19 protein-coding genes are annotated in these 24050 nt (G+C 31.6%); all 19 read right to left on the bottom strand.

Annotated features, from left to right (window positions below):
- Nucleotides 1-4: 4 nt before the first annotated feature.
- On the bottom strand, nucleotides 5-994 hold the full coding sequence (locus C9J31_RS03660) for a class I SAM-dependent methyltransferase (protein WP_107947380.1): 990 nt from the start codon (nucleotides 992-994) through the stop codon (nucleotides 5-7).
- A 12-nt stretch (nucleotides 995-1006) separates the two neighbouring features.
- Nucleotides 1007-2164, bottom strand: coding sequence for a class I SAM-dependent methyltransferase (locus C9J31_RS03655; RefSeq protein WP_107947382.1), 1158 nt, complete (start codon nucleotides 2162-2164; stop codon nucleotides 1007-1009).
- A gap of 209 nt (nucleotides 2165-2373) precedes the next feature.
- Nucleotides 2374-3504 (bottom strand): glycosyltransferase family 8 protein, encoded by a 1131-nt coding sequence (locus tag C9J31_RS03650; protein ID WP_107947384.1) that lies wholly within the window; start codon nucleotides 3502-3504, stop codon nucleotides 2374-2376.
- Nucleotides 3505-3663: 159 nt separating this feature from the next.
- Nucleotides 3664-4761 carry a glycosyltransferase family 2 protein gene (locus C9J31_RS03645; RefSeq protein ID WP_107947386.1) on the bottom strand — a complete coding sequence of 366 codons (1098 nt, stop codon included), beginning with the start codon at nucleotides 4759-4761 and terminating at the stop codon, nucleotides 3664-3666.
- A complete protein-coding gene (locus tag C9J31_RS03640) occupies nucleotides 4758-5720 on the bottom strand; it encodes a GDP-L-fucose synthase family protein (RefSeq protein ID WP_274520141.1) in 963 nt (320 codons plus the stop codon). The genes C9J31_RS03645 and C9J31_RS03640 overlap by 4 nt, the downstream gene beginning before the upstream one ends.
- Nucleotides 5721-5966: 246 nt before the next feature.
- Entirely contained in the window at nucleotides 5967-6977 is a 1011-nt protein-coding gene (gene gmd / locus C9J31_RS03635) for a GDP-mannose 4,6-dehydratase (RefSeq protein WP_107947390.1), read from the bottom strand.
- 33 nt (nucleotides 6978-7010) lie between these two features.
- On the bottom strand, nucleotides 7011-8270 hold the full coding sequence (locus C9J31_RS03630; RefSeq protein WP_107947393.1) for a nucleoside-diphosphate sugar epimerase/dehydratase: 1260 nt from the start codon (nucleotides 8268-8270) through the stop codon (nucleotides 7011-7013).
- A 9-nt stretch (nucleotides 8271-8279) separates the two neighbouring features.
- The gene (locus C9J31_RS03625; RefSeq protein WP_193766969.1) at nucleotides 8280-9608 is read right to left on the bottom strand and encodes a hypothetical protein; all 1329 of its coding nucleotides are present in this window, start codon (nucleotides 9606-9608) and stop codon (nucleotides 8280-8282) included.
- Between the two features lie 28 nt (nucleotides 9609-9636).
- Nucleotides 9637-9909 (bottom strand): DegT/DnrJ/EryC1/StrS family aminotransferase, encoded by a 273-nt coding sequence (locus tag C9J31_RS24200; protein WP_193766982.1) that lies wholly within the window; start codon nucleotides 9907-9909, stop codon nucleotides 9637-9639.
- Nucleotides 9910-10023: 114 nt separating this feature from the next.
- Nucleotides 10024-11052 carry a methyltransferase, TIGR04325 family gene (locus C9J31_RS03615; protein ID WP_107947395.1) on the bottom strand — a complete coding sequence of 343 codons (1029 nt, stop codon included), beginning with the start codon at nucleotides 11050-11052 and terminating at the stop codon, nucleotides 10024-10026.
- Between the two features lie 56 nt (nucleotides 11053-11108).
- The gene (locus tag C9J31_RS03610; protein WP_107923569.1) at nucleotides 11109-12350 is read right to left on the bottom strand and encodes a hemolytic protein HlpA-like protein; all 1242 of its coding nucleotides are present in this window, start codon (nucleotides 12348-12350) and stop codon (nucleotides 11109-11111) included.
- A 22-nt stretch (nucleotides 12351-12372) separates the two neighbouring features.
- Nucleotides 12373-13257, bottom strand: a complete 885-nt coding sequence (locus tag C9J31_RS03605) for a class I SAM-dependent methyltransferase (RefSeq protein ID WP_107947396.1) — start codon at nucleotides 13255-13257, stop codon at nucleotides 12373-12375.
- A 1382-nt stretch (nucleotides 13258-14639) separates the two neighbouring features.
- Nucleotides 14640-15539 carry a class I SAM-dependent methyltransferase gene (locus tag C9J31_RS03600; RefSeq protein ID WP_107947398.1) on the bottom strand — a complete coding sequence of 300 codons (900 nt, stop codon included), beginning with the start codon at nucleotides 15537-15539 and terminating at the stop codon, nucleotides 14640-14642.
- Between the two features lie 13 nt (nucleotides 15540-15552).
- Nucleotides 15553-18339, bottom strand: a complete 2787-nt coding sequence (locus C9J31_RS03595) for a motility associated factor glycosyltransferase family protein (RefSeq protein WP_107947400.1) — start codon at nucleotides 18337-18339, stop codon at nucleotides 15553-15555.
- A 21-nt stretch (nucleotides 18340-18360) separates the two neighbouring features.
- Nucleotides 18361-19608: a UDP-glucose dehydrogenase family protein gene (locus C9J31_RS03590; protein WP_107947402.1), complete on the bottom strand. Its 1248-nt coding sequence runs from the start codon at nucleotides 19606-19608 to the stop codon at nucleotides 18361-18363.
- Nucleotides 19605-20486: a UTP--glucose-1-phosphate uridylyltransferase GalU gene (gene galU, locus C9J31_RS03585; RefSeq protein WP_107947404.1), complete on the bottom strand. Its 882-nt coding sequence runs from the start codon at nucleotides 20484-20486 to the stop codon at nucleotides 19605-19607. The genes C9J31_RS03590 and galU overlap by 4 nt, the downstream gene beginning before the upstream one ends.
- 3 nt (nucleotides 20487-20489) lie before the next feature.
- Entirely contained in the window at nucleotides 20490-21431 is a 942-nt protein-coding gene (locus tag C9J31_RS03580; RefSeq protein WP_107947406.1) for a UDP-glucuronic acid decarboxylase family protein, read from the bottom strand.
- Nucleotides 21428-22411, bottom strand: coding sequence for a UDP-glucose 4-epimerase GalE (gene galE, locus C9J31_RS03575; protein WP_107947408.1), 984 nt, complete (start codon nucleotides 22409-22411; stop codon nucleotides 21428-21430). The genes C9J31_RS03580 and galE overlap by 4 nt, the downstream gene beginning before the upstream one ends.
- Entirely contained in the window at nucleotides 22408-23382 is a 975-nt protein-coding gene (gene pseB / locus C9J31_RS03570; protein WP_193766971.1) for a UDP-N-acetylglucosamine 4,6-dehydratase (inverting), read from the bottom strand. The genes galE and pseB overlap by 4 nt, the downstream gene beginning before the upstream one ends.
- Nucleotides 23383-24050 lie beyond the last annotated feature (668 nt).

Below are 24050 nucleotides of genomic sequence, written 5' to 3'. Positions count from 1 at the left end.
ATTTTCATCTTGTATTTCTACTTGATTTAAGAACTATATCATATGTATATAATTCATCTGGATTCAGCTCAAAACTAAAATCTTTTAAATATTTATTAGGAATATATATACCGCACATATTAAAATCAACAGAAAACACATTTGCCAATAATTCTTCTTTCAATACTAATTTAATCGCATTAACAACATCTAAATTATATCTACCATCTTTGTTCTTAAAATCATGCCAAACTACTATAGTGCTTTCAACATTAATAATATTAAAGATATTTTCAGTATCTAGTTTAACTCCATTCATTGAATGATCACCATCAATGAAAACTAAATCTATATTGACATCAATTTTTTTAAAATCAAAAACTTTCGAATCCTCTTTAAAAAAAGTTATGTTTGATTTTTTATTTGCTAAAAACCTACTAAAATTATTTTTCCCGATATTTCTAAACATTGTAGTCATAATCGGTTCATCATCCGGCAGTGAAACGCTAAAACAATGTTCCACGTAATCTGCAATATTATAGATACTTTCCCCAACAAACGTTCCTATTTCTAAATAACTTTTAGCACTAATTCTATTTGCAATATTAATTAAAAAAGCATAATCCAAAACAGTTGAAGTACCATACATAAAAGTTAAATTTTTCAACTTAGATGTATTTCCGAATAGAAATTCCCCTAAATTTATTGTTTTAAACATATTTTTAGTTACATCAGATTCAATGTCCACAGAATAAATTTCGATAGCATCGATACCTGCTGAATATAATTGATTAATTATTTCTTCTTTAAAATAACTAGCGACAATTACTTTATTAATCGAAGGGTATATCTCAGCTATATTACTTCCCAATATTATTTTTACACCATCTATTTCTGTTCCCACTAAATCTTCATTATTATCTGCAAAAAAGCAAATTTCATGAGATTCTTTATAATATTGATAGGCAGATTTCCCTAGAGTTCCTGCTCCAAAAATAACTATTTTTTGTTTCATTTTCTCATCCCTTTATACAATTTTTTTTAGCCATAAACTAGCTCCAGCTTCTGAATAAAAAAATTGAACTTCTTTTGAAGAATTACTTTTTTGTTGTTTTTGTATATAGTCTGTCCAAAATTCTATAGCAAAAGAATTATTATATTGTAAAAAACTTCTCAATAAATATGCTTCGTTCCAATAACGTCCTTCATTTATCCAAGTTTCAGGATATTCAAAAGGATAGAATAAATCATGAAAATGAATAATTACTCCTTTTTTCAACAAAGGAAGAATATTAAACATTATATAATTTACATCACTGCCCATTTTGGATACATGAGAACTATCAACAAATAATATATCATTTTCTTCCAATTTTTTAAATTCTTCAATGTCTACTAATTGAACAGGTAAATTTTTTATTTCTATATTTTCCTTTTTCAAATCATTACTTTGAAGTAAACTCTTTAATCTTTCTGGATTTGGATCAATAAATAATAATCTACTATCTAAATCTAAAATTTCTTTAGCATCTAACATTACTGCAGATGAGTAACCAGAACCAATCTCTATAATTCGTTTAGGGCGAAGTTCATGCAGCATTGCAAATAAAACGGCTGAATCTAAAAGTCCAAAATAATGATTATTTGGATTATATCTTAACACCTCATTACCATACACCACTTCTTTGAAATCATTAATTATCGGCATGATTTCTTTCAGTAGGGCATTTTGTCTTTCTATGTTTAATTCCACACCTTGTAATTCATTATTCTCTAAATATTGAGTAGCATTATTTTTACTTAAAATATCTATCTCAGGTATTGGAGAATAGAAGTGTCCATTAGGGAATAAAGAATTTAGATTTAATATTTTCTTTAAGTCAATAGAATCTATATAATTAGTATTCTCATTTAACCCATAATTTATTAGATCTCCTTTAATTTCATTACTATACATGCTACAAATTATAATAAAATATTTATTCCATTCATCTTTTTTTAAATTGGTTGGATGAATAACTTTCCTATTCCTAAAGTCTGTATTATTTTTCGTTAAATCATTATCTAAAAAAAATTCTATTTCGAGTAAAGGCAGTTGATTTAAAAAATTCTCGCTCGAATCTCCTGAGCCAAAACAAACAATTTTTTTTGTTTTCAATAAATATATAAGTTGTTCTTTATTCATTCTTTTTTCCTTTCAACAACATTGTCTTATGTTTTTATAGTTTCAATCAGAGCCCTTCGCTTTCTTTGTATGATTCTCCCCCCATAACAAGAAACAACAAAAGCCTTAAACTCTTCTAATTCAATTTTATTTGGATTTACAATACTGATATTTTGCAATTACCTTTTTTCCTTTTTCCACCAAAACGTTAATTAACATTTCACTTATATTTATAGATTCGGTAACAATACATTTATATAATCAAAATTGAAGTTTCGAGAGTACAAATCTTCTAGTATTTCTTTATGAGAATCACTGCAAATTACTAAATTCACTTTTTTACCTTTCGACTTTTCAAAAAAATCTTGAGGAGAATATATATTTACTGATTTTAATTCCTTTCGCCATTTAGTAATATCATTATCTATGAAACCAACTACAGAAAGATTACATGATTTTATATTTTCAAAAGTTCTTTCAGCTAAATAACCTGTACCAAAAATAAAGATTTCTCCTTCAATTAATTCTATCAATTGTTCGAAGAGGTGATCATTTTTCCAAAAAGACATATTATTTAATACTTTATTATACTCTTTAGAATGCACTTGATTATTAATTAAATCCCATGGTTTTAAAGGACCTGAGAAATGAATAATTGCAGGATTGCTAATAATTAATTCATATTCATTTTCTGAATACCAATTAATAAAATCTTCTTTTATAAAACACCAAAAATTTTGCACATTCCATTTGGGTTGTAAACTTAACCAGTTTCCATTTAACACACCATTTAAAATATCTTGATCGCCAAAAAAAATTTTTCCCTTATTTTTCTTTGCATATTCAATAAATATTTCGAAGTACTCTTCTTCTCTCCATAGCTCTAAATTTATTAAGATGAGTCCTGCATTAAAATAATCTAATCTTTTCTTTAAACCAATTTTTTTATACATAAAATCATCAAAATTCGCAACAGCAGCTAAAGGATAATCTTTTAAATTTATTGCCCATATTTCCATTAAATTCTGTTTAACAATCATATCAGAATCAATATATATAATTTTTTTTATATCCTCAGAAATTAAATCTGCTAATTTAAGCCTGTAAAAGGTTTCCACTGTTAAATGTTCTGCAACAAGTGGAAAATCTTTAAAATTCGAATTATCTACTTTATAAAATTTTAAACTCAACATATTAATTTCACCAAAAACATTAAAAATCACATCAATATCATCTTGCGTAAGATTATTATGTAGTATATGGACCGTTATATAATCATATTTTGAATTGTTTATTACTGATTGCAACATTACTGAAAAATATTTAATATATTTTTTATTAATAGAACAAGCTAAATGCATGTTTCCTCCCCACCCTGAATATTTTTTTCTATATTGAATTTAGAAAAAAAGGATTATCAGTTCAAAATATTTCATTTGATAAATGGTACTAATATTCGCGTTTTTAAAACTTTTCTTTCTGGATTCTTTAAACTTTAAGGTCCATTTCCCTAAAATCTCTTAATTTATTTTTTCAATTAACTCTTTCCAACTATATGAATTTATATTCACACTAGCATTAGCAAGTTGTAATCTAACTTCATCTTCATATTTACCTTCAAACCCAAATATAATTGCATCTATATTTTTTGGGTTTTTTACTAGCCATTCTGGTGAATGAATCACAATATTATTCATTTTAACATTTTGTTTTTGAATATCATTATCTATAAACGCTTCAACATTGATATTATGTTCATTAAATTCTGGTACTAATAAATTTGCAATTACACCTGTTCCCCAAATAGCAACTTTAGAAAAATTTTGTTGATTTAAAAAATGAGATATACTTTTTTTCTCAAAATTTTTCTTTTCTAACCATATTTTTAAATATTCTTCATTTGAAATAACTCCATCATAATTAAACTCTACTTGAAAAACATTCCGTAATATCAAAGCCATCTCTTTATACAATTTAGTACGATTTATTAATTGACTTGACATACCACCTATACGAAATATACTAATTAACCTAGGAATAAAATAAATTTGATCCTTATATTTTTTGAAAATTTTTGAAGTTAAATCATAATCCGCTAAAATTTCATATTTAGTATCAAATAACCCCATTTCTATCATTGTCTCTCTCTTAGTAAAAACCGCTTGATGAGGTAACGAATTTCCACTTTTAATCTTTTCATAGTCTATTTCTTTATTTATCCAGCTTTTTAAACCAGTTATATCATTTTGACATAATACACCACCATAAATTATAGTTACATCTTCCAACTTCTTCATCTCATTATTAACGTCATCAACTACAAACTTATCAATCAAATAATCATCTGCATTCAAATATTGAATATAATCCCCTGTTGCTGCTCTTGCACCTTTATTAAACGCATCATAAATTCCTTCATCGGACTCTGAAATGATGATATCTATTTGTTCTTTATAATTATTAACAATCTCCATCGTTCCATCAGTAGAGGCCCCATCAACAATGATATACTCAATGTTTTCATAGGTTTGCCCTAGTACACTTTGAATCGTTTGCTCAATTGTATTTTCTGCATTATAACAAGCAGTTATTATACTAATTTTTGGTCCATTATTCATGACTTTATGACATTATCAAGATACCAATTATATACATCTTGAATTCCTTCCTTTAATTCAATTGAATGTTTCCAGCCAAGATGATGTAACTTAGATACATCTGTTAGCTTTCTTGGTGTGCCATCTGGTTTACTAATGTCAAATACTAGCTTGCCCTTATAGCCTATTGCATCAGATAATAGTAAAGCTAATTTTTCTATAGACACTTCTTTACCTGTTCCGATATTAACAAATTCCCCAACTTGCTCAGCATCGCAATGCTTCATTAAATGAACACAAGCATCAGCTAAATCATCAGCATGCAAAAACTCACGGAGTGGCCTCCCCGATCCCCAAACAGAAACTGTCGACTCGTTATTCACTTTTGCCTCATGGATTTTCCTAATAAGTGCCGGTAATACATGCGAACTTTGCAAATCAAAATTATCATTTGGTCCATATAAATTGGTTGGCATCACACTAATAAAATTTGTACAAAATTCCTTGTTATAAGCATTACACATTTTAATACCTGCAATTTTAGCTATTGCATATGCCTCGTTTGTACATTCTAATTCACCTGTTAGTAAATACTCTTCTTTTAGGGGTTGGGGGGCCATTTTAGGATAAATACATGTGCTTCCTAAAAACAATAGCTTCTTAACTCCATATTGGCGAGCAGCTTCAATAATATTCGATTGAATCATTAAATTATCGTATAAAAATTGAGCTGGAAAACCAGAATTGGCTAAAATTCCTCCTACCTTTGCAGCAGCTAAAAACACATAGTCGGGTCTTTCTTGTTCAAACAAATGTTGAACACCTTGCTGATTACGTAAATCTAACTCATTGCTCGTTCTATATATAATTTGTTCATACCCTTTTGATTTTAAATTACGCATAATAGCAGATCCAACTAGACCTCTATGTCCCGCTACATAAATTTTACTTTGTTTATCCATTCGACAACACCTTGTTATAAAATCTCTTATTTTTATTATCGGTAAAAAAGTAATAGAACTGAATAGCTACAGTTCCTTTCATAGATTCTCAAATTATTGCGATTATTTCATTCCAATCATACTTAAAACACACTATATCTTCTTCATTAACTGCTTCTTGAATTTCTATAATTTCTGTATCTTCAATGTCACTCTTTCATCAAATCATATTAAAAAGAGCGATATGAGATTTATATTTAAAATTCATATCGCACCTTTCTTAAATTAGACTCTTTTTAAATCTTCATGAACCATTATTTTCACTAATTCATTAAAGCTCGTTTTTGGCTGCCACCCTAATACTTCCCTTGCCTTTGTTGAATTCCCTAGCAATAATTCCACTTCAGTTGGGCGGAAAAATTGCGGGTCAACAGCGACAATTACTTTTCCGGTTTCCCTATTAATACCCTTTTCATTAATTCCCTTACCATGCCACTCAATTGTAATATCCGCCTCTGCAAATGCACGTTCAACAAATTCTCTAACAGTTCTTGTTTCACCTGTCGCAATCACAAAATCATCTGGCTTGTCTTGTTGTAATATAAGCCACATTGCTTCAACGTAATCCCCTGCAAAGCCCCAATCACGTTTAGCATCTAGATTCCCTAAATACAAACATTCTTGCTTACCATGCTTAATATTGGCAACTGCAAGTGTTATTTTACGTGTAACAAAGGTTTCGCCGCGTAATGGTGATTCATGGTTAAACAAAATACCGTTACATGCAAATATATTATATGCCTCTCGATAATTGACCGTAATCCAATATGCATAAATTTTTGCAGCAGCATATGGACTACGTGGATAAAAGGGCGTTGTTTCAGATTGTGGTGTTTCTTGCACTTTACCATAAAGTTCACTTGTAGATGCCTGATAAATACGTGTTTTTTTTTCAAGCCCTAAGATTCTAATTGCTTCAAGCAATCTAAGTGTACCCACTCCATCAGCATTCGCCGTGTACTCAGGCATCTCAAATGAAACTTTCACATGACTCATTGCAGCTAAATTATACACCTCATCTGGGCGAATTTCAGACATTAGACGAATTAAATTAGCTGAGTCTGTCATATCGCCATAATGAAGGTGCACATCGCTTAAATATTCCTCAATACGATCATAGCGTTCAATTGAAGATCTACGGACTAACCCGTGCACCTCGTATCCTTTTTCTAAAAGGAATTTTGTTAAATAGGCACCATCCTGACCAGTGATACCTGTAATCAGAGCTCTTAACATTTTTAATCTCCTAATTTCATATCAATCTTTTGATTAAATATTTACAACTAAAAAATCTTTCCCTATTTTCAAACCTTTATCTGTTAATTGCTGCTTAATTTCTTTATGCCAAGTAGACGCTATAATAATAAACACATTGGTTGGCAAATCATCAAGTGAGACAATCTTTACATTTCTTAAAAGCTGACCTCGTTTATTAATATCATTATCAATAAAAGCACTCAACTTTATTGAATGATTATTTAAATGTTCTAAAACTCTTTCTCCAAACGAACCTGCACCAAATATAAATATCTCTTTTTCATTTGTACACATGGATAGATTATCGAATAGTTTTTCATCATCTAATGTATAGACGGCATCATGTTTTAAATAATCATAAAACTCATCATCTTCTAATCGAAAATTTATTTCTAATAAAGTATATTCTTTCATCTCTTGAAAAACACCATCAGAATATCTTTCAAACCCGCAAGTTGCAATTTCTAGAGCAAACCCTAATTGTTCCTCTATAATAGAAAAAACCCAACCTAATAAATAATCTCGCTTTGTAAAATATTTTTCATTACTAAAGTCATTTAAATATGTAATTTCTGCCCATCCGGGTGCTTTAGTTAAGTTTTTTTCTAAAAACATTTGTTCTGTTCTAGAAAAATATCGTGCCTCAACCTTTTTATTAAACCTTAATGTGCTTTTAACATTCATTTTAGATAACCAAAAATTTTTTTGACCAAAATACTGTATAGTTGAAAAAAGTTTATCCTCATACTTATATGCATCCAATATCCCTGGTTCAAATTCTGCTAATAATACTTTATTTTGAATCTGTTGATCTAAGCTAGTAAATAATCTTAAATCGGTCCCTTGCGAATCCGACTTAAACCAATCTACATACTCAATACCTATACTTTGTAAAGCTTTTTTTAATGTAATGTTGCGTAACTCAGTTTTATTATCTACATCAAACAACTCTGCAAATGACCAATTTTCTAATTGACTTTTATTTGGTTCAAGTACACTAGAACAATGCGGAGATTTAGTCAAATGAAAATACACTTTTTCAGATTCTATATTCGAGACAATGCTATTAAATACATACAATTGTTTAAATGTAGAATCTTTTTTATTTATGTACTCAAAATCCCTATCATCAGCATCAAATGCTACTCCAATTGAATATGGGGCAAGTATCTCCCACTTCTGATTCAAATCACCTGATGCTCCTATATCTAATAAAACAGGTGGATTATCAATAAATTCTTTCCTTTTTAAAATTCTCTTTAATATTTCCACATTAACTCCCTATTCTTTTGAATTAAAATGTATAAAACTATAAGTTTGCTGGTCCTTGTGAATAAATAAATCCCCTTTAAATTGTTCAACAATTTCTTTCCAACTTATTATTAACAACCGTCCTTTAGTAACTTTAAGTTCTTCTAACTCTTTAATTAAATTTAAATCATGACTCCCCTCTAAACATACTATAATAATTGCATCATGTTTATAATCATTCAAATAACATTTACCATAAATAGGAACACCGTCATCTGTTGTTACTTCTTGAGGATTACTTTCGATTAAAGCTTGAACTCGAATATTTGCTTTTTCGAGTTCATTCAGAATTAGAGGTGTAATTCGATTTTTTCCAAACAACATAATATCTTTACCATTAAAGTATTGGAAATTTGAACACACAGATTTATCTTGATTTATTTTAATTTCTAACCATTTGAGCAATATTTCTTTGTTATTATCTTTTTTTTCATCATAAACAGTTGATTCTAATAGATTATACGATTTCAATTTTTCATTCTGACTACTTATGCTTTTTAAGTATGGAATATATATAGCATTTATAATATCTTTATTTAAACGATAACGCCCCGCCTCAAATCTATTATTGATATATATTTCAAATTGATGGAAATGGTAAAAAACTATTAGAGATTCTTCAGTATCGATACCCTTAGATAAATCATATTGTTGAACATTCCACGGAGCAACTCCACCACCTAAATGTTCAAGTACATGAACGTTTCCTTCAAATCTAGTTAACCAGTCATCTAAATATTTTTGGTCTCCAAATTTCCCGTCTTCATAACGATTAAAACACCACTCTATACAACGTTCTTGCCACCAGTTTAATATTTTCTTACCTTCAAAATTGTTCTTGAAAGTCATAAATTGTACACAATAAATACCTGATGTACTTGATTGATCGTATTCTTTTGTATAGCGATGTTCCGTTATCAAAACTGATTTTCTAGATTTATCAAATTCATCAAGTAAAATAGACGGTGAATTATAAAAATACAAATCAGCATCTAAATATGTACATTCTTTTACATCATAATTATCTAATACATAAGAAATTGCATATGGTGTACTTGTCCAACAATACTCTCCTTTAGATCGACTTTCTTTAACTGATAATAATCTCTCGCTCTCAAAACTTGCTAAAGGTATTAAAACTGCATGCTGTAAAGACAAATCATCTAAGATTTCAAAGCATAAGTCATCCATACAAATAATGTATAATAGAAAATTATCTCCCGTTTTTTCTAAAGACTCATACAATGCCATACCTCTTGATAAATAATTCGAATCAAATAAAGTACAAAAATTATGCAAACTATTACTCCTTTCCAACTTCAACAAACTACACTATGCTCTTTATAATTTCTTCTTGCTCTCTATTCATTAATGTAACATTTAAAGGAATACTCAGAATTCTATCGCAAAGGTTTTCTGTACTAAGTAAATTACCTAGTTTAGCATACTGATTAAATGCACTCTGTAAATGAAGAGGTGTTGGATAATGGATTAAAGCACCTATACCTCTTTCTTCTAAATAATGATTTAAACTGTTTCTGATATTTGTATCGTCAAGAATTATAACGCTTAAATGCCAGTTTGGATCACAATTCGGGATTAAAGAATCTACACTGTAACATTCGCAACAAGTTCTACTAATTTAATAGCTAGGTTGCTCCCAATAAACCCTAGGCCTCCAGTGACAAGAATATTTTTAAACAATCTCTAATTTTTATCCTCTCTTCATTAAAAATCCTTCATAAGATTTCCATTCTCCATCAATTTTAATTTTAAGATGTGATTCAAATTCAAGAAAGATATTATACTTCCCATAAAAAAAATTTATTAACTTTTCTTTACTCATTATCCAAACAGGGTAATCTGCGTCATAAATATTGGGAGGAACGTATTGTATAGATAATCTATCTTCTTTTTTGTTATTAAATGGCATCTTATCGAACAAAATAAATGGTACCTTTTCTCCAATAACCTCTTCTAATATTAGATATGGGTCCTCAAGATACTGTAAAACACTTGAAAAAATTATCACATCAATATTCTTTGTCTGCATACATTTTTGGATATTATCGTAAAATTTAAGTGTATCATCTTCAAAATGTTCTTTACCTACACGAACAAACTCTTCCTGTTCCACAACATTCCAATTTATTTTTCTAAAATCAAAAAATTTCTTACACTCATAGTAGGTTGACCCTAAAGATCCTCCAAAATCAAGAACGTTTAAATCCCCTCCATTACTATTTGCTATAAATAATAATGATGCAATCAATGGAAAAGAATAATCTGGTTTATCAAATAAAACGGAGTCCCTTTCATATGCAGCTTCACCCTGTTTAACCTTTAATAAGGAACTCTTAACCTTATTAAGTATAATTTCTGAATTATAACCTCTACTTAAACTTTCTGCTTCTTGCCAATTATCGAAATCCCCATAAATACCAAAAAAATCTTCCCAATATAAATAGTTGTCAAATTTTTTTAGCCCTATTTTTTTGAGTTGTGTCTCTATTTCTAAATACCACGATGAGGCAATTACAATATAGGACTCTTTATTTATAATTTCTGGTTTATTAATTCTGAGCCCTTGTAATACTTTCCCACGTTTTAGAATATCATTATCTATAAACCCCTTAATATTAATTTTTTTCTTGTTCAACTCTTTTAGAACATTCACCCCCATTGCACCTGTTCCAAAAATATAAATATCACCATCGAATTTTAATAATTTATTTAAAATCATGGCCTCCCTCCCCTCTAGTTCCTATAAACCCAAACCACCTGTTACTATTTTTTATATTATCCGCTTTTATTCCCAATTAAATCTTTCCAATTAATTATTTTTACACCTTCCGGTATTAAATCATTAATTAAAGAAATTACTTTTCTATCATGATGTCCCTCTATACTTACCAAAATTATATCTTCAGCTTTAAATCTTATATCTCGAATATCTTTGATTTTTATGCCATTTAATACTTTCCCTACATTATTAGACTCCATTACTAAGAAGTTTTTAATACGATATCCTCTTTCATCCATATAACCTTGTAAAAACTCTCCCCATTCCCCTGATCCAAATATATACAATTCTCCTATTTCAAAATTAATAGGACTCATTTCTTCAACAGAGTTCTCTATAAACTTCATTTTCAGAACGGTGGTAGATGCTTTTTCTTTCAAAAACTTCACATTAAAGATATTTTCTGTTGTATAAAAATCCGCTTCAAAATTAGATACAATTTTTTGGGGATGAATTAAAGGGTAATCAATTGGATAAACTGGTAATTCAGCTAATAAATCATTATATTCTTTAGTATGGGTTGCTTCCTTCGAAAAACCAATATTACTAACCAAATTTTTTTTAGGCAATATTGTATACCCTTTGTTAATAAATGAAGTAAAAACCCATGGATACGCCCAAGAATCTATAAGACCATTGGCGACATCATCAAATGTTTTTTCCCAGAATTCTTTAACGAAGACATCGTAATAAATTTCATCAAATTCATTCGATTCTTTATATTTAGACCATTCCGCCAAACTAATATCAATCTTTTCCCACGCACGTTTCCACGTTGCCCATCCCCAACACTCTGGATATACAGAAAAATAATAGCTTTCGTCTATTTGAAATGACGGTAATTGAAAATTATTACCTGCTATTGTCATAACTCTTTCTTCTTCTCGATAGTACTCTAATAATTCCTCACAAAAGCTAAAGAAATCTGTATGAGGTAAACAATCATCTTCTAAGATTATCGCATCTTCTACATACGAAAACACCTCATCCAATCCTGAAGAAATCCTTCTTTTACACCCCTGATTTTCGTCTGAGTAAATATATGTCACATTACAATCCCAATCCACCTGTATAAGTTCACGTGTATCTGCACATAACTGCGCTTCGCCCTCTCTATACGCTCTCGGACCATCGGCAATAACAAATAACTGTTTCGGCGAATATTTGCGAATTTCCTCAAAAACGATAGCTGTTGTATCTGGACGATTGAATATGATAAATGCTACAGGTTTTTTCATTTTGCATCCCTCAACTTAGATTTTATTTTATTCCATCTACAATCAAAGACGAGTAGACATTATTACCATGCCAATTTCGCGAATCATTATCCTTACTTCTACTAATAAAACCATGCTCTAGCTTCCAATCGCTTTGATGAAAATTACCACTTTCATCAAAGTATTCGATTATATCAACAGTACTAAAACCAGCATTCTTTAATAAACCTGTTATCATATCAACGGTGTACAAAACTTTATGATCCTCAGCTCCATCACCAAATCCATCTGGCTTTATCCAACTAATATAGTGTGGATTCGGATGATTCCCATCTGGAACTGCAATCCTTAAACGACCACCTTTTTCTAAGTAATGAAAGCAATTTTTGGCTGCTATTACTCCTTGCTCATAAGTTAAATGTTCCCAAACGTGCTCTGCGACAATAGAATTTATTTCCCTTCCTCCAAATAAATTCTTCCAATCTTCCTGCTTTAATACATCCAAATAAGGTTTATCTGTAGAAATCCACCCTTTCTGATTTGTTTGAGATGCACCGATAATAACCTTTAGTTTGTCATAATACTTAATCTGCTCAGACGCAGTTAAATATCCTAAATAATCGTCGAACTCCCTATATGTGATGAAATCTATCTGCTGTTTAAATCTCATATGCCCTAATTGATTTATAATTTCCTTTTCAAAAGAGCTACAAATAACGATACAATGCTCACTAGTCATTAGATTATGAATTTCTTCAGAATGATGAATTTTCTTATCAAATAACATAAGACCAACCTTTGTTTTATCATTATCAATAAAACATTCTATATCAACGGGTAGACTATTTAGCAAAATATTACAATATTTTTTTTTACTTAAAGATCCCGTACCCCAAAAGATTAATTTTTTATCTATTAAATCGAGCATAATACACCTCTGAATTTCTTTTTGTTATTAGATACCAAAATCATTGTTAATTCTATAAAAATACTTGTCTGTGTTTTAAAATCGCACATCGAAGCCATTTCAACAAAATCTATCTTTCTAAAGCCGCGTTTTATTAAATTATCAAAACCTTTGTCTTCATTTATTGAACTTAAACTACTAACTACCCAATTCACTCTATATCTTTCATCTATTACCACCGAGATTTTTATGATTTAATACTTCTTTTGAATACTCTCCATTATAAAATAACTCTTTATAAATTGATATTTTTTCCACACTAATTATTACTAACCTTTTCAAACCATTGTTTATCCTGTTCTACCGATATAATACTATCAACTTTTTCAGACCACCATAAAGTACTACTCCAGAGCCATATTCAAAATTTTTCATAGTTTCATTTACTCTATCTTTAATAGATTCAATAAAGGATATGTAATCCACGATAATGGTTTTCCATTCTTATCAACAGGACTACTTTCTTCAACGCTTTGATAAAAAACGTTCTTTTTCAAATATATCGTGTCACAAATCATTCCTGTTTGATCTATATAAAATAAAATTTCATATCCCTATAATTTAAGCATCTCGAAGGCTTTCTTAAAGCTCTTGTACTTTTGCACACTGAATACTGACTAAACCCATTATTCAATATTGAAGATATCATTCTTTTCTTCGCTGAATTGATTAGCTATATAGTTTCTTATGATTTCCTTTGTAACTGTTCAAACAGTCGCACAAAAGTACCCTCTCTCCAACAAATATTGTCACAATACTTTTTATTAGCTCAGAAAACTCGTCTTGCAGTAATCTCGACGACCTTCTTTTTGGAATTGCATGATTTTGCTGGGTGCTTAACTTACTGGACGTAATAGTAATAAATAAATATGATCTTTCCCTACACTACCTTGCATAATCATTATCAGCCCTGCTTCACACCCCTGTCTTACTAATTCTCTTGTTCGAATTGCTTTTGGACCCCTCAATATTTTACATCTATATTTTGTTACTCATATCACAAGGTACTTTATATCCTGTATTGCATGACTATTTTTTTTATAATCGTCCATACCTCCACCTCTCAATTGAAGTATGGATCGATACGGGAAAGACTAAAAGCTGATACCGTCTAAATACGGTGGAGTTAGACCACACTTTTGGAATTAAATATTTCCATTTTGCACTCCGTTAAATGCCCCTGATTTTATCTTCTATATTAAATTCAATTCATATGAATATAATAGATTCTTGATACTTTTTTTTATTAAGATATAAAAGCCCCTAAACTTAATTATGTATCTCTGACAATTTATAATATTGCTTGAATAGGGCGATTCGTATTTTGGACAATTACAACTCTTTCATAAACCTAAACAATTATCATTTTTATAAAAAATACTCGTCTGTGATTTAAAATCATAAATTGGAATCATTCCAATAAATTCAATATGTTTAAATCCCCTCTTATTCAAATATTCATATCCTGCTTTATAACATTCTCTATCCGTGTTATCCCAAATTATAACTCCGCTTTTACTCAAAGAATGTAGACTATTGATGGCACAATTCACTCTATCTCGACCATCTATAATCACAATATCGATATCTTTATGTTTCAAAATTTCTTTCGAATAATTTCCATTATAAATTAATTCTCTATGAACTATTCCGACATTAGTATCTTTAGTTTGACTTTCAACCTGCATATACCATTCTTTGTCATGTTCAACAGCAAAAATTTTATTGACTCTTTTAGACCACCACAATGTACTATTACCTGATCCATATTCAAAAACTTTCATATTTTTATTTATTCTACTCGATAAAAATTCAATACAAGGATATGTAATCCAAGGAATAGGTTCTCCATTTTTATCTACAGATTTCATTTCATTAATACTTCTATAAAAGCCACATTCCTCTAAATAATTGTATTTTTGTTTTTTTAATTGCTTATAGATTAAATCATACGGTTCATCATGTATTGTTTTAATAGGTTTATGAATTACTGAAGATAATTTTTGTTGAAGCAATCTTGACTCATCTTTATTACCAAGAGCAATTAGAAGGAAGTCTATACTATTTATGCTTTCATCTTGAATTTCAGCAACACTCTTATAAACGATTACATTATCAAAATTTCTTGCATCTGTAATTGTACCAGTCTGATCTATATAAAACATAATTGTATAACCTTGTAGTTTTAAAATTTCACTTGCATAGTACCCTGATGAACTAGCTCCATATATGGCCGCTCTCAAACTTAACAACTCCTCACAAGATTAATAAAGGGCGAAAACCGACATGTGCTCCTATTGTGTTCTCCCGCCTGATATATAGTGTGTTAAAATCTTTATCTTTAGTTCCAATGTTACTTCCTCTAAAACCAACATAGTTTAACTTCTCTTTTACATCACACCACATATTTTCATTAATCCAAGTTGATGAATTACTATCATAATTCCACATAATATTATTTTTATTTTGGCTAATAAATTTCGAATCTAAATCCTGAAGTTTATCAATATCTGTTTCATTACTATATGTACTATTACCTGTTGGTAAGGTAATTTCCATTAGATTTATACTATTTTTCAGATGTACAGTAAGTTCATTCCAACTAACATAATTTTGAAGAACCCGATCTGCAATCAACTTCTTCTCTCTATCAATTTCATCCACCATAATAAAATAAAAATCTCCATTCGGATATGCAGTTGAAATAACTGGTAAATGATTACTTATTTCATCTCCAAGACCTGAAAATTCTCCAACTTGATTATAGATTGCTTTATAATGACAACGAATCCGCTTCCCAATTTCAAGCTCTCCTACAGAAATTACTTCATCTATGTGATACGCCCTACCAGTTGAACAAATTTCAATTCCTTCAAAAACAATTGAAGGATTATCTGATAGAATACAAATTTCAACATCATGCATTTTGCCATCTAGACCTGATGTTTCAAATAGTTTCTGACGCATAAATGAGCCATACTTATCTTCATTAACACCATCGGTCAGTATGATTGTGTCCACTTTATCATCAATCATAACTTGAAGCTTTAGCGCATTCTTAGAATGCACTGTCCCGAACACTTTTAATGTTTCTCCATAAAATCGGAAATTTATTTGTGCCCCTTTTTCTTTTGTTTCTACTCCTGATGTATAAATACTATAATTGGATACATCATTCTCATTCAAGGTATGATATTTTTTCTTCCAACCTCCTACATAATGAAAAACACCTGAAGTACTATTATAGCCTTTTGTTTCTAATTGTTTCTCTAATTCCAACAACGTTAGATTAGTAATGATTGGAGCAAGATCTCGATAAAAAGCTCGGCAATTATTCAGATAGCCATTGTACATTTGAATGGTACTCTCAACTTTTTTTATCGAACTATCCATCTTACTTATAATTTGTTTTTCCGCATTCAATTTTTCAAATGCAAGCTTTGCTATTAGTGAAATAGTCGTCAGAAAGAATATGTTTCTTTGATATTTTTCGAAAAGTCTCTCCAACTCCTCAAGTTTTTGATTAATTTGATTTTCTTTTATACTTATCAAAGACTCATTAAAGTCATTTAAATAGTTCTCCAATTCTTTATCTAATTGAATAAATAGCTCAAATTCTTTTCTATATTTCTTTTTAAATGCTTGATTTAACTCGTTAAATCCATCTAGTGGTATTGACTTCCACCATTCATCTACTACAACTTTTCCCGATAATTCTTCGATTATCTGTTGCAGAGGTTTGAAATTTGCGCCTTTAATAGCTGCACCGCCATTAGTAGTATTAATGACAGACATATTTACAAAATCTATATACTTCTCTATATCTAGCCTCATTCTATTTAAACTATCGTTTGTCATGACTTTGCCACCATGAACATCTTTCACTTCAAATGAATTAATTAAATCAAGCTTCTGTATTAAACTATTTGTTAGTTCCTTTTTCTCGTAATCGTATCTTTTTATTTCTTCTGAATAATACTTATTCTTTTTAAATGCTAAATTTTGACCAACAAGATATACTTGTTTTACTTCTAGAGCGTGGAAAATTTGTAGCATAATTAATGCAATTGTTGGTGCATCAGAAATAACAGGTATTTGTTCTTTATGGAACTGTGGGGTAATACGATCCTGTGATGTTACAAAATATAGCTTTGGTCCCTGATAAAATTGTACAGTTTCAAAACCTACCGTAGTACCATAAACCATTGGAATATCAGTAATTCCGTGCTCGTATATTTCTTTAAAAACAGTGTGATTATGTGATTGTGGATCATATGTACACATTGCATCTGGGTAAATGTTATTCAGTACCAATACCTTAGCTGCAGAACCAACAGCAAAAATATATGCCAAGCCTCGCTCTTTAATAATTCGTATATTATCTAGTTCTTCATCAAGAGAGGGGCCCGCACTTACTAATATAACTGGCTTGTTTTTAAAGAACTTTTTCTTATGTAAGATTATATTTTCATGTTTAAATGTTCCTGATAAATTCATCAATGCATTCAGCGTCCATCTTTTTGAAAAAAGTGAAGCTGCCACCATATTGGATCCTTTACTCATTAATAAGGATTTTAATGTTTCTCTGAATTCCTTTGTTTGTTCTGAAAATAATCTTTCGTACACAGGCAACACAATCAACAGCATTTTTTGATGAATTAGCTCACTAAGTAACTCCAAATTCTGAACTAAAGGATGTTGACTATCTTCTACGATGTAATTCATTAATTTATCTTTAGGAAATTTGGTTATAGCAAGCTTCTTTAAAGAAATTGTAGCAATCTCAGCAACTGGTTCATATGCCGAAACAAGTTTTTCAGGGAACTGCTCACAAAAGTATCGAACATGATAACCTAATCCCACTCCGTAAAATAAAATATGCTCTGATTCTTCTATTTTTCCTTTAAGAGTATCGATAAAACGCTCAGCTTCCTGCACAGGATTATATTTACTATGGAGCATCATTTTTTTATCAACAATCTCTACTTGTAAAGCTGGAACCCCTATTTTACTGTCAAGTACTTCAACTTGAATTTTGCTCACTTCATCCACCTCCAGTAGCCACTAAAATTTAAGTATATGCCTTCCATCAAAGACAGCCGCATTGTTAGAATAAGTCATTAACTTAGCCCAATCTGCCTCTATAAACTCTGACCACTCTGTAACTAGCAAGATTGCATCTGACTCTGATACACATTCTTCCTTAGTAGCTGCATAAGTTAACTTTATTCCCTCCAAATACGGGGATTTTTTTACAACTGGGTCATACGCTGAAATTTCAGCACCTCTTGCCACTAATTCCTTAATGATCATGATAGATGGGGCTTCTCGCATATCGTCCGTATTTGGTTTGAATGCTAGCCCTAATATTGCAATTTTTTTTCCTACAACCTCACCTTTAAAGTGATTTATAACTTTTTGAACATATATATACCGTTGCTCGCTGTTAGCTTGTATAGCGGACTGTACTATGCTTAGATTCACACCATTTTCACTTGCCAAATATATTAATGCTTCTGTATCCTTTGGAAAACATGATCCACCATAGCCCAATCCAGCATTCAAAAACGCGCGCCCTATTCGATGATCCATGCCCATACCATCTGCTACAGCATTCACATCTGCCCCTAGTGCTTCACATAAATTAGAAATTTGATTGATATAGCTAATTTTCACTCCTAGAAAGGCATTTGACGCATATTTAATCATTTCCGCACTGCGACGATTTGTATGCATAATTGGTATGTTAAGTGACTTGAACAGACTTTCTACCTTATCTCTAGCAATTGAATCTTCTGCTCCTATCACAATACGATCTCCGTAAAATGTATCGTTAATTGCATGTCCTTCTCGTAAAAACTCTGGGTTAGATACTACATGAATTTGTAAGCCCGCTGTCATATTCGCATGAATAATTCCTTCCACTCTATCATTCGTACCTACAGGAACCGTACTTTTCACGACAACAATCACATTATGATTTACATTGATTGCAATATCTTTTGCTGCTTGTTCGATATAAGACAAATCCGCCGCCCCGTCTTCTCCTTGAGGTGTACCGACAGCTATAAAAATTATATCCGCCTGTGCAAATGCTTCTTGTGTACTTGTTGTAAAGCATAAACGATTTGCCTCAATATTACGTGCTAGTATTTCATCTAATCCAGGTTCATAAATTGGCGATTGCCCTTTGTTAAGGGTATTGATCTTTTCTTCATTAATATCTAAACAAGTAACAACATGCCCGATTTCTGATAACACGGCGCCTGTTACTAAGCCTACATATCCTGTGCCTATGATGCCTACGTTCACTTTGTTATCCCTGCTTTCATATTGATGTAAGCTTGAACATCCTCTTTTAAATCCTCACGTTGCAGTGCAAAGTCTATCGTCGCTTGGACAAAGCCAATTTTACTACCGATATCATATAATTGTCCTACAACATCTTGTGCAACTACTCGTTCTTCTTGATTTAACAATTGGATTGCATCTGTTAGCTGGATTTCCCCACCTGCACCAGGTTCAGTAGCTTCCAACTTTTCAAAAATCGAAGGTGTTAGGACATAACGTCCCATAATAGCATAGTTAGAGGGTGCAGCCTCTTTCGTAGGCTTTTCAATAAAACCCTTTACTTCAATGGTCTTGCCATTTTGCATCTCTACAGCTGGATCAATCACACCATATTTATGGACACTTTCCATCGGTACTTGTTGAACACCGATGACAGAAACCTTCTCGCGATCATATGTATCGATTAATTGTTTTAACGCAGGCGTAGGTGCTTGTAAAATAATATCACCTAGTAAGACAGCAAATGGCTCGTCTCCGATAAAACGATGTGCGCAATAAATGGCATCTCCAAGGCCCTTTGCTTCTTTTTGGCGTATATAGTGTATATTCGCTAGATTTGAAATAGCTTCGATTTCTCTTAAATCATCCAGCTTCCCCTTCATTTCCAATGAATGTTCTAATTCATAATTCGTATCGAAATGATCTTCGATTGAACGTTTGTTGCGTCCACTAATGATAATAATATCTTCAATTCCCGATGCTACTGCTTCTTCTACAATATATTGAATCGTAGGTTTATCTACAATTGGTAGCATTTCCTTCGGTTGTGCTTTTGTTGCAGGCAAAAATCTTGTTCCCAAGCCAGCTGCTGGGATAACTGCCTTACGTACTCTTTGCATCTTTCATCTCTCCTGCACTTTACTCGCAAAATAAGCGATTGTTTTCTGAAGTCCTTCATCTAACATGACTTTTGGCTCCCAATCTAGGATACGTTTTGCTTCAGCAATGACCGGTCGGCGTTGTTTTGGGTCATCTTGTGGAAGCTTTTCAAATTGTAATGGTGTATCATTCCCCGTCCATTTCACAACTTTTTCTGCAAGTTCAAGCATTGTAAATTCATTCGGATTGCCTAGGTTTATAGGTCCTGTAACTTCCTTTGCTGTTTCCATTAATCGTAAAAAACCTTCTATCAAATCATCTACATAGCAGAAAGAGCGTGTCTGTTTGCCATCACCATATATAGTTAAAGGTTTCTTCAGTAAGGACTGGACAATAAAATTGCTCACAACACGTCCGTCCCTAGCATCCATTCTTGGGCCATATGTATTAAAAATGCGGACCACTTTAATTTCGATATCATACATACGTGCATAATCAAAAAATAACGTTTCTGCTCCGCGCTTTCCTTCGTCATAGCAACTACGGATGCCAATCGGATTGACATGTCCCCAATAATGCTCAGGCTGCGGATGTACTAAAGGATCTCCATAAACCTCCGAAGTAGATGCCTGAAATACTTTTGCACCTGTTTTACTAGCAAGCTCTAATATACTCAGAGCACCTAATACACTCGTTTTAAATGTATGAACAGGATCTGCCTGATAATGTAAAGGGCTAGCTGGACAAGCTAAATTATAAATCTCATCAAACTGTCCTAATTCAGGAAAAGGTTCTATAATATCATGATGAACAAACTGAATTTTATGTAGTACATGGCTAATATTAGCCATTTCTCCTGTTTGTAAATTATCCATACATACAACTGTATGACCCTGTTCTACTAGTCTATCGATTAAATGCGAGCCTAAGAAACCTGCTCCACCTGCCACTAGTATACGTTTCATTTCATACCTCCAAATTTCTTCACATGCCACTGCCAGGCCGTTTCAATAATCTTTTCTAAGTCATATTGTGGCTGCCAACCTAGTAATTCCCCAGCTTTTACCGCTGAGCCAATAAGTTTCGCTGGATCTCCAGAACGACGCTCTGTAATAACAATTGGAATGCTACATTCTGTAACTTTCTCAATCATTTGAATAATCTCTAACACGGAATAACCCAAACCATTACCTAAATTTAATGTAAGATTTTCACCATTCCCCTTTAAATAATCAACAGCCTTGCTATGTGCATCCGCTAAATCTGTGACATGAATATAGTCACGAACACAGGTACCATCTAAGGTATCGAAATCTCCACCAAATATCGAGATTGAAGTTTTTCTTCCAATTGCAACATCTAATACAAGTGGGATTAAGTGTGACTCTGGCTCATGCCATTCACCAATTTCACATTCAATATCGGCACCAGCTGCATTAAAATATCTAAGTACCACAAATCTCAAACCATATGCATGTGAATAGTCTTCTAAAATATGCTCCATCATCAATTTTGTACGTCCATATGGATTAATGGGATTTTGCGGATGCGTCTCCGTTATCGGCCACTCTATAGGGTTCCCATAAGTTGCACAAGTAGAAGAAAACACAATACTTTTCACTTCATAGTGCAGCATCATATCCAATAAATAAATCGTATTTACAACATTATTTTGATAGTAAATAGCTGGTTTTTCAACAGATTCGCCAACGTATGCAAAAGCAGCAAAATGAACAACAGTATCGATTAAAGGGTATTGAGTAAACAAGCCTTGTAAATCCTCTTTATTTGCTAAATCTCCCTTGACTAAAGGAACATTTGAAGGGATAAACTCTTCATGACCCGTGCTTAAATTATCAAACACGACTACATCTTTGCCCTGCTGCATTAAATATTTCACTGTATGTGAGCCTATGTATCCTGCTCCGCCTATAACCGCAATCATGATATATCCTCCGACAGCTTTTCCAATTGTTCAATCGTTAGCCATTCCGTATTATTATCACTCGTGTATGCGAACCCTTCTGGTAATGACTTTCCACCCTCTGCAAACTTTTTAGACCACCACGGAAATTCTGGTTGAATGACATAATGATCATCAAATTCCACAGTATGTCGTGCATCATCCTCCATAATCATTGCCTCATGCAACTTTTCTCCAGGTCGAATACCGACAATTTCAACTTGACATTCAGGTGCAATCGCCTGAGCTAAATCCATTACCTTCATACTTGGAATTTTTGGCACAAAAATTTCGCCACCATGCATACGCTCTAGACTATCGATTACAAATTGAACGCCTTGATCTAAAGTAATCCAAAAACGTGTCATACGGTGATCAGTCACTGGTATTGTTCCTGTTTCTCTTACTTGTTTAAAGAACGGTACCACACTACCTCGACTCCCAGCCACATTACCATATCGTACGACAGAAAAACCTGTTTTTTTCGAACCAACATAAGAGTTAGCCGCAACAAATAATTTATCCGAAGCAAGCTTTGTTGCCCCGTATAAGTTAACCGGACTACATGCTTTATCTGTACTCAAAGCAATGACTTTTTCAACACCACAATCAATGGCAGCTTCGATAATATTTTGTGCTCCATGGATGTTAGTTTTTATCGCCTCAAACGGGTTATATTCACAGGCTTCCACATGCTTCATCGCAGCAGCATGCACAACAATATCTACTCCATCAAACGCACGATCTAAACGCTCCTTATCGCGAACATCCCCAATAAAAAAACGAACACGTTCATCATGAAATTGTTGTCTCATTTCATACTGTTTCAATTCATCTCGACTGAATATTATAATTTTTTTCACATTAAATTTTAAGGCCTGTTTGACAAACTTTTTACCAAAAGACCCCGTACCGCCTGTTACTAATACGGTTTTATTTTCTAGTATATTCATCTTTTTATTTCCTCTATTCTATAGAACTTCTAAGTATATATATTATCATTCGACCTTTAGCATGTATTGTATATATCGGTCACTTTTTGCATTTTTAAAATCATACATTTGAAACTTAATATAATATCAAATCAAAGTAAATAGTCAAAAAAATACTTGTTGCCATGCTTTCATGACAACAAGTATTTTATTTTAGTTGAAATCGTAGTGTTTCAAAACATTTCTTTTTTCAACGTATCACAAATAGTATAATCAATTCTATTATCTATATCGTAAGAATGAATTTCACTCATTACAAGTCTTACTGTTTCAGTAGCTAAATGATTTTATCACTTTCAATTGTTCAGTTTGTACTACAAATATCTCATTAAGAGAATATGCTTTAAGGTAAATTCCTCCTGTGCTAAGAAAACTAGTTTGTTTTATTATAAGATTTAATACCTCTTTTACATTTAGATTATACATCCAAATCCTATTTTTTTAACCATTGTAATGGACTTTACAATTAATAAATTCGCATGGGGCAGCACCATACACTTTACACAACTCTAGTTCTTTCTTATCCGCAAGTAGAAGTTGGATTACTATTTAGAAAAGCCTCAGCATGATAACCAAGGCGTAACCCGAATAAAATATATTGTTTAGACTGTTTTATTACTCTTTTCTAA

The organism is Lysinibacillus parviboronicapiens, assembly GCF_003049605.2.
Taxonomy (GTDB): domain Bacteria; phylum Bacillota; class Bacilli; order Bacillales_A; family Planococcaceae; genus Lysinibacillus; species Lysinibacillus parviboronicapiens.
This window is presented reverse-complemented; position numbering and strand designations above follow the sequence as displayed.

Coding starts and splice junctions, on each gene's coding strand:
- C9J31_RS03660 (WP_107947380.1), bottom strand. CDS start 994: ATGAAACAAAAAATAGTTATTTTTGGAGCAGGAACTCTAGGGAAATCT.
- C9J31_RS03655 (WP_107947382.1), bottom strand. CDS start 2,164: ATGAATAAAGAACAACTTATATATTTATTGAAAACAAAAAAAATTGTT.
- C9J31_RS03650 (WP_107947384.1), bottom strand. CDS start 3,504: ATGCATTTAGCTTGTTCTATTAATAAAAAATATATTAAATATTTTTCA.
- C9J31_RS03645 (WP_107947386.1), bottom strand. CDS start 4,761: ATGAATAATGGACCAAAAATTAGTATAATAACTGCTTGTTATAATGCA.
- gmd (WP_107947390.1), bottom strand. CDS start 6,977: ATGTTAAGAGCTCTGATTACAGGTATCACTGGTCAGGATGGTGCCTAT.
- C9J31_RS03615 (WP_107947395.1), bottom strand. CDS start 11,052: ATGATTTTAAATAAATTATTAAAATTCGATGGTGATATTTATATTTTT.
- C9J31_RS03610 (WP_107923569.1), bottom strand. CDS start 12,350: ATGAAAAAACCTGTAGCATTTATCATATTCAATCGTCCAGATACAACA.
- C9J31_RS03605 (WP_107947396.1), bottom strand. CDS start 13,257: ATGCTCGATTTAATAGATAAAAAATTAATCTTTTGGGGTACGGGATCT.
- galU (WP_107947404.1), bottom strand. CDS start 20,486: ATGCAAAGAGTACGTAAGGCAGTTATCCCAGCAGCTGGCTTGGGAACA.
- C9J31_RS03580 (WP_107947406.1), bottom strand. CDS start 21,431: ATGAAACGTATACTAGTGGCAGGTGGAGCAGGTTTCTTAGGCTCGCAT.
- galE (WP_107947408.1), bottom strand. CDS start 22,411: ATGATTGCGGTTATAGGCGGAGCAGGATACATAGGCTCACATACAGTG.
- pseB (WP_193766971.1), bottom strand. CDS start 23,382: ATGAATATACTAGAAAATAAAACCGTATTAGTAACAGGCGGTACGGGG.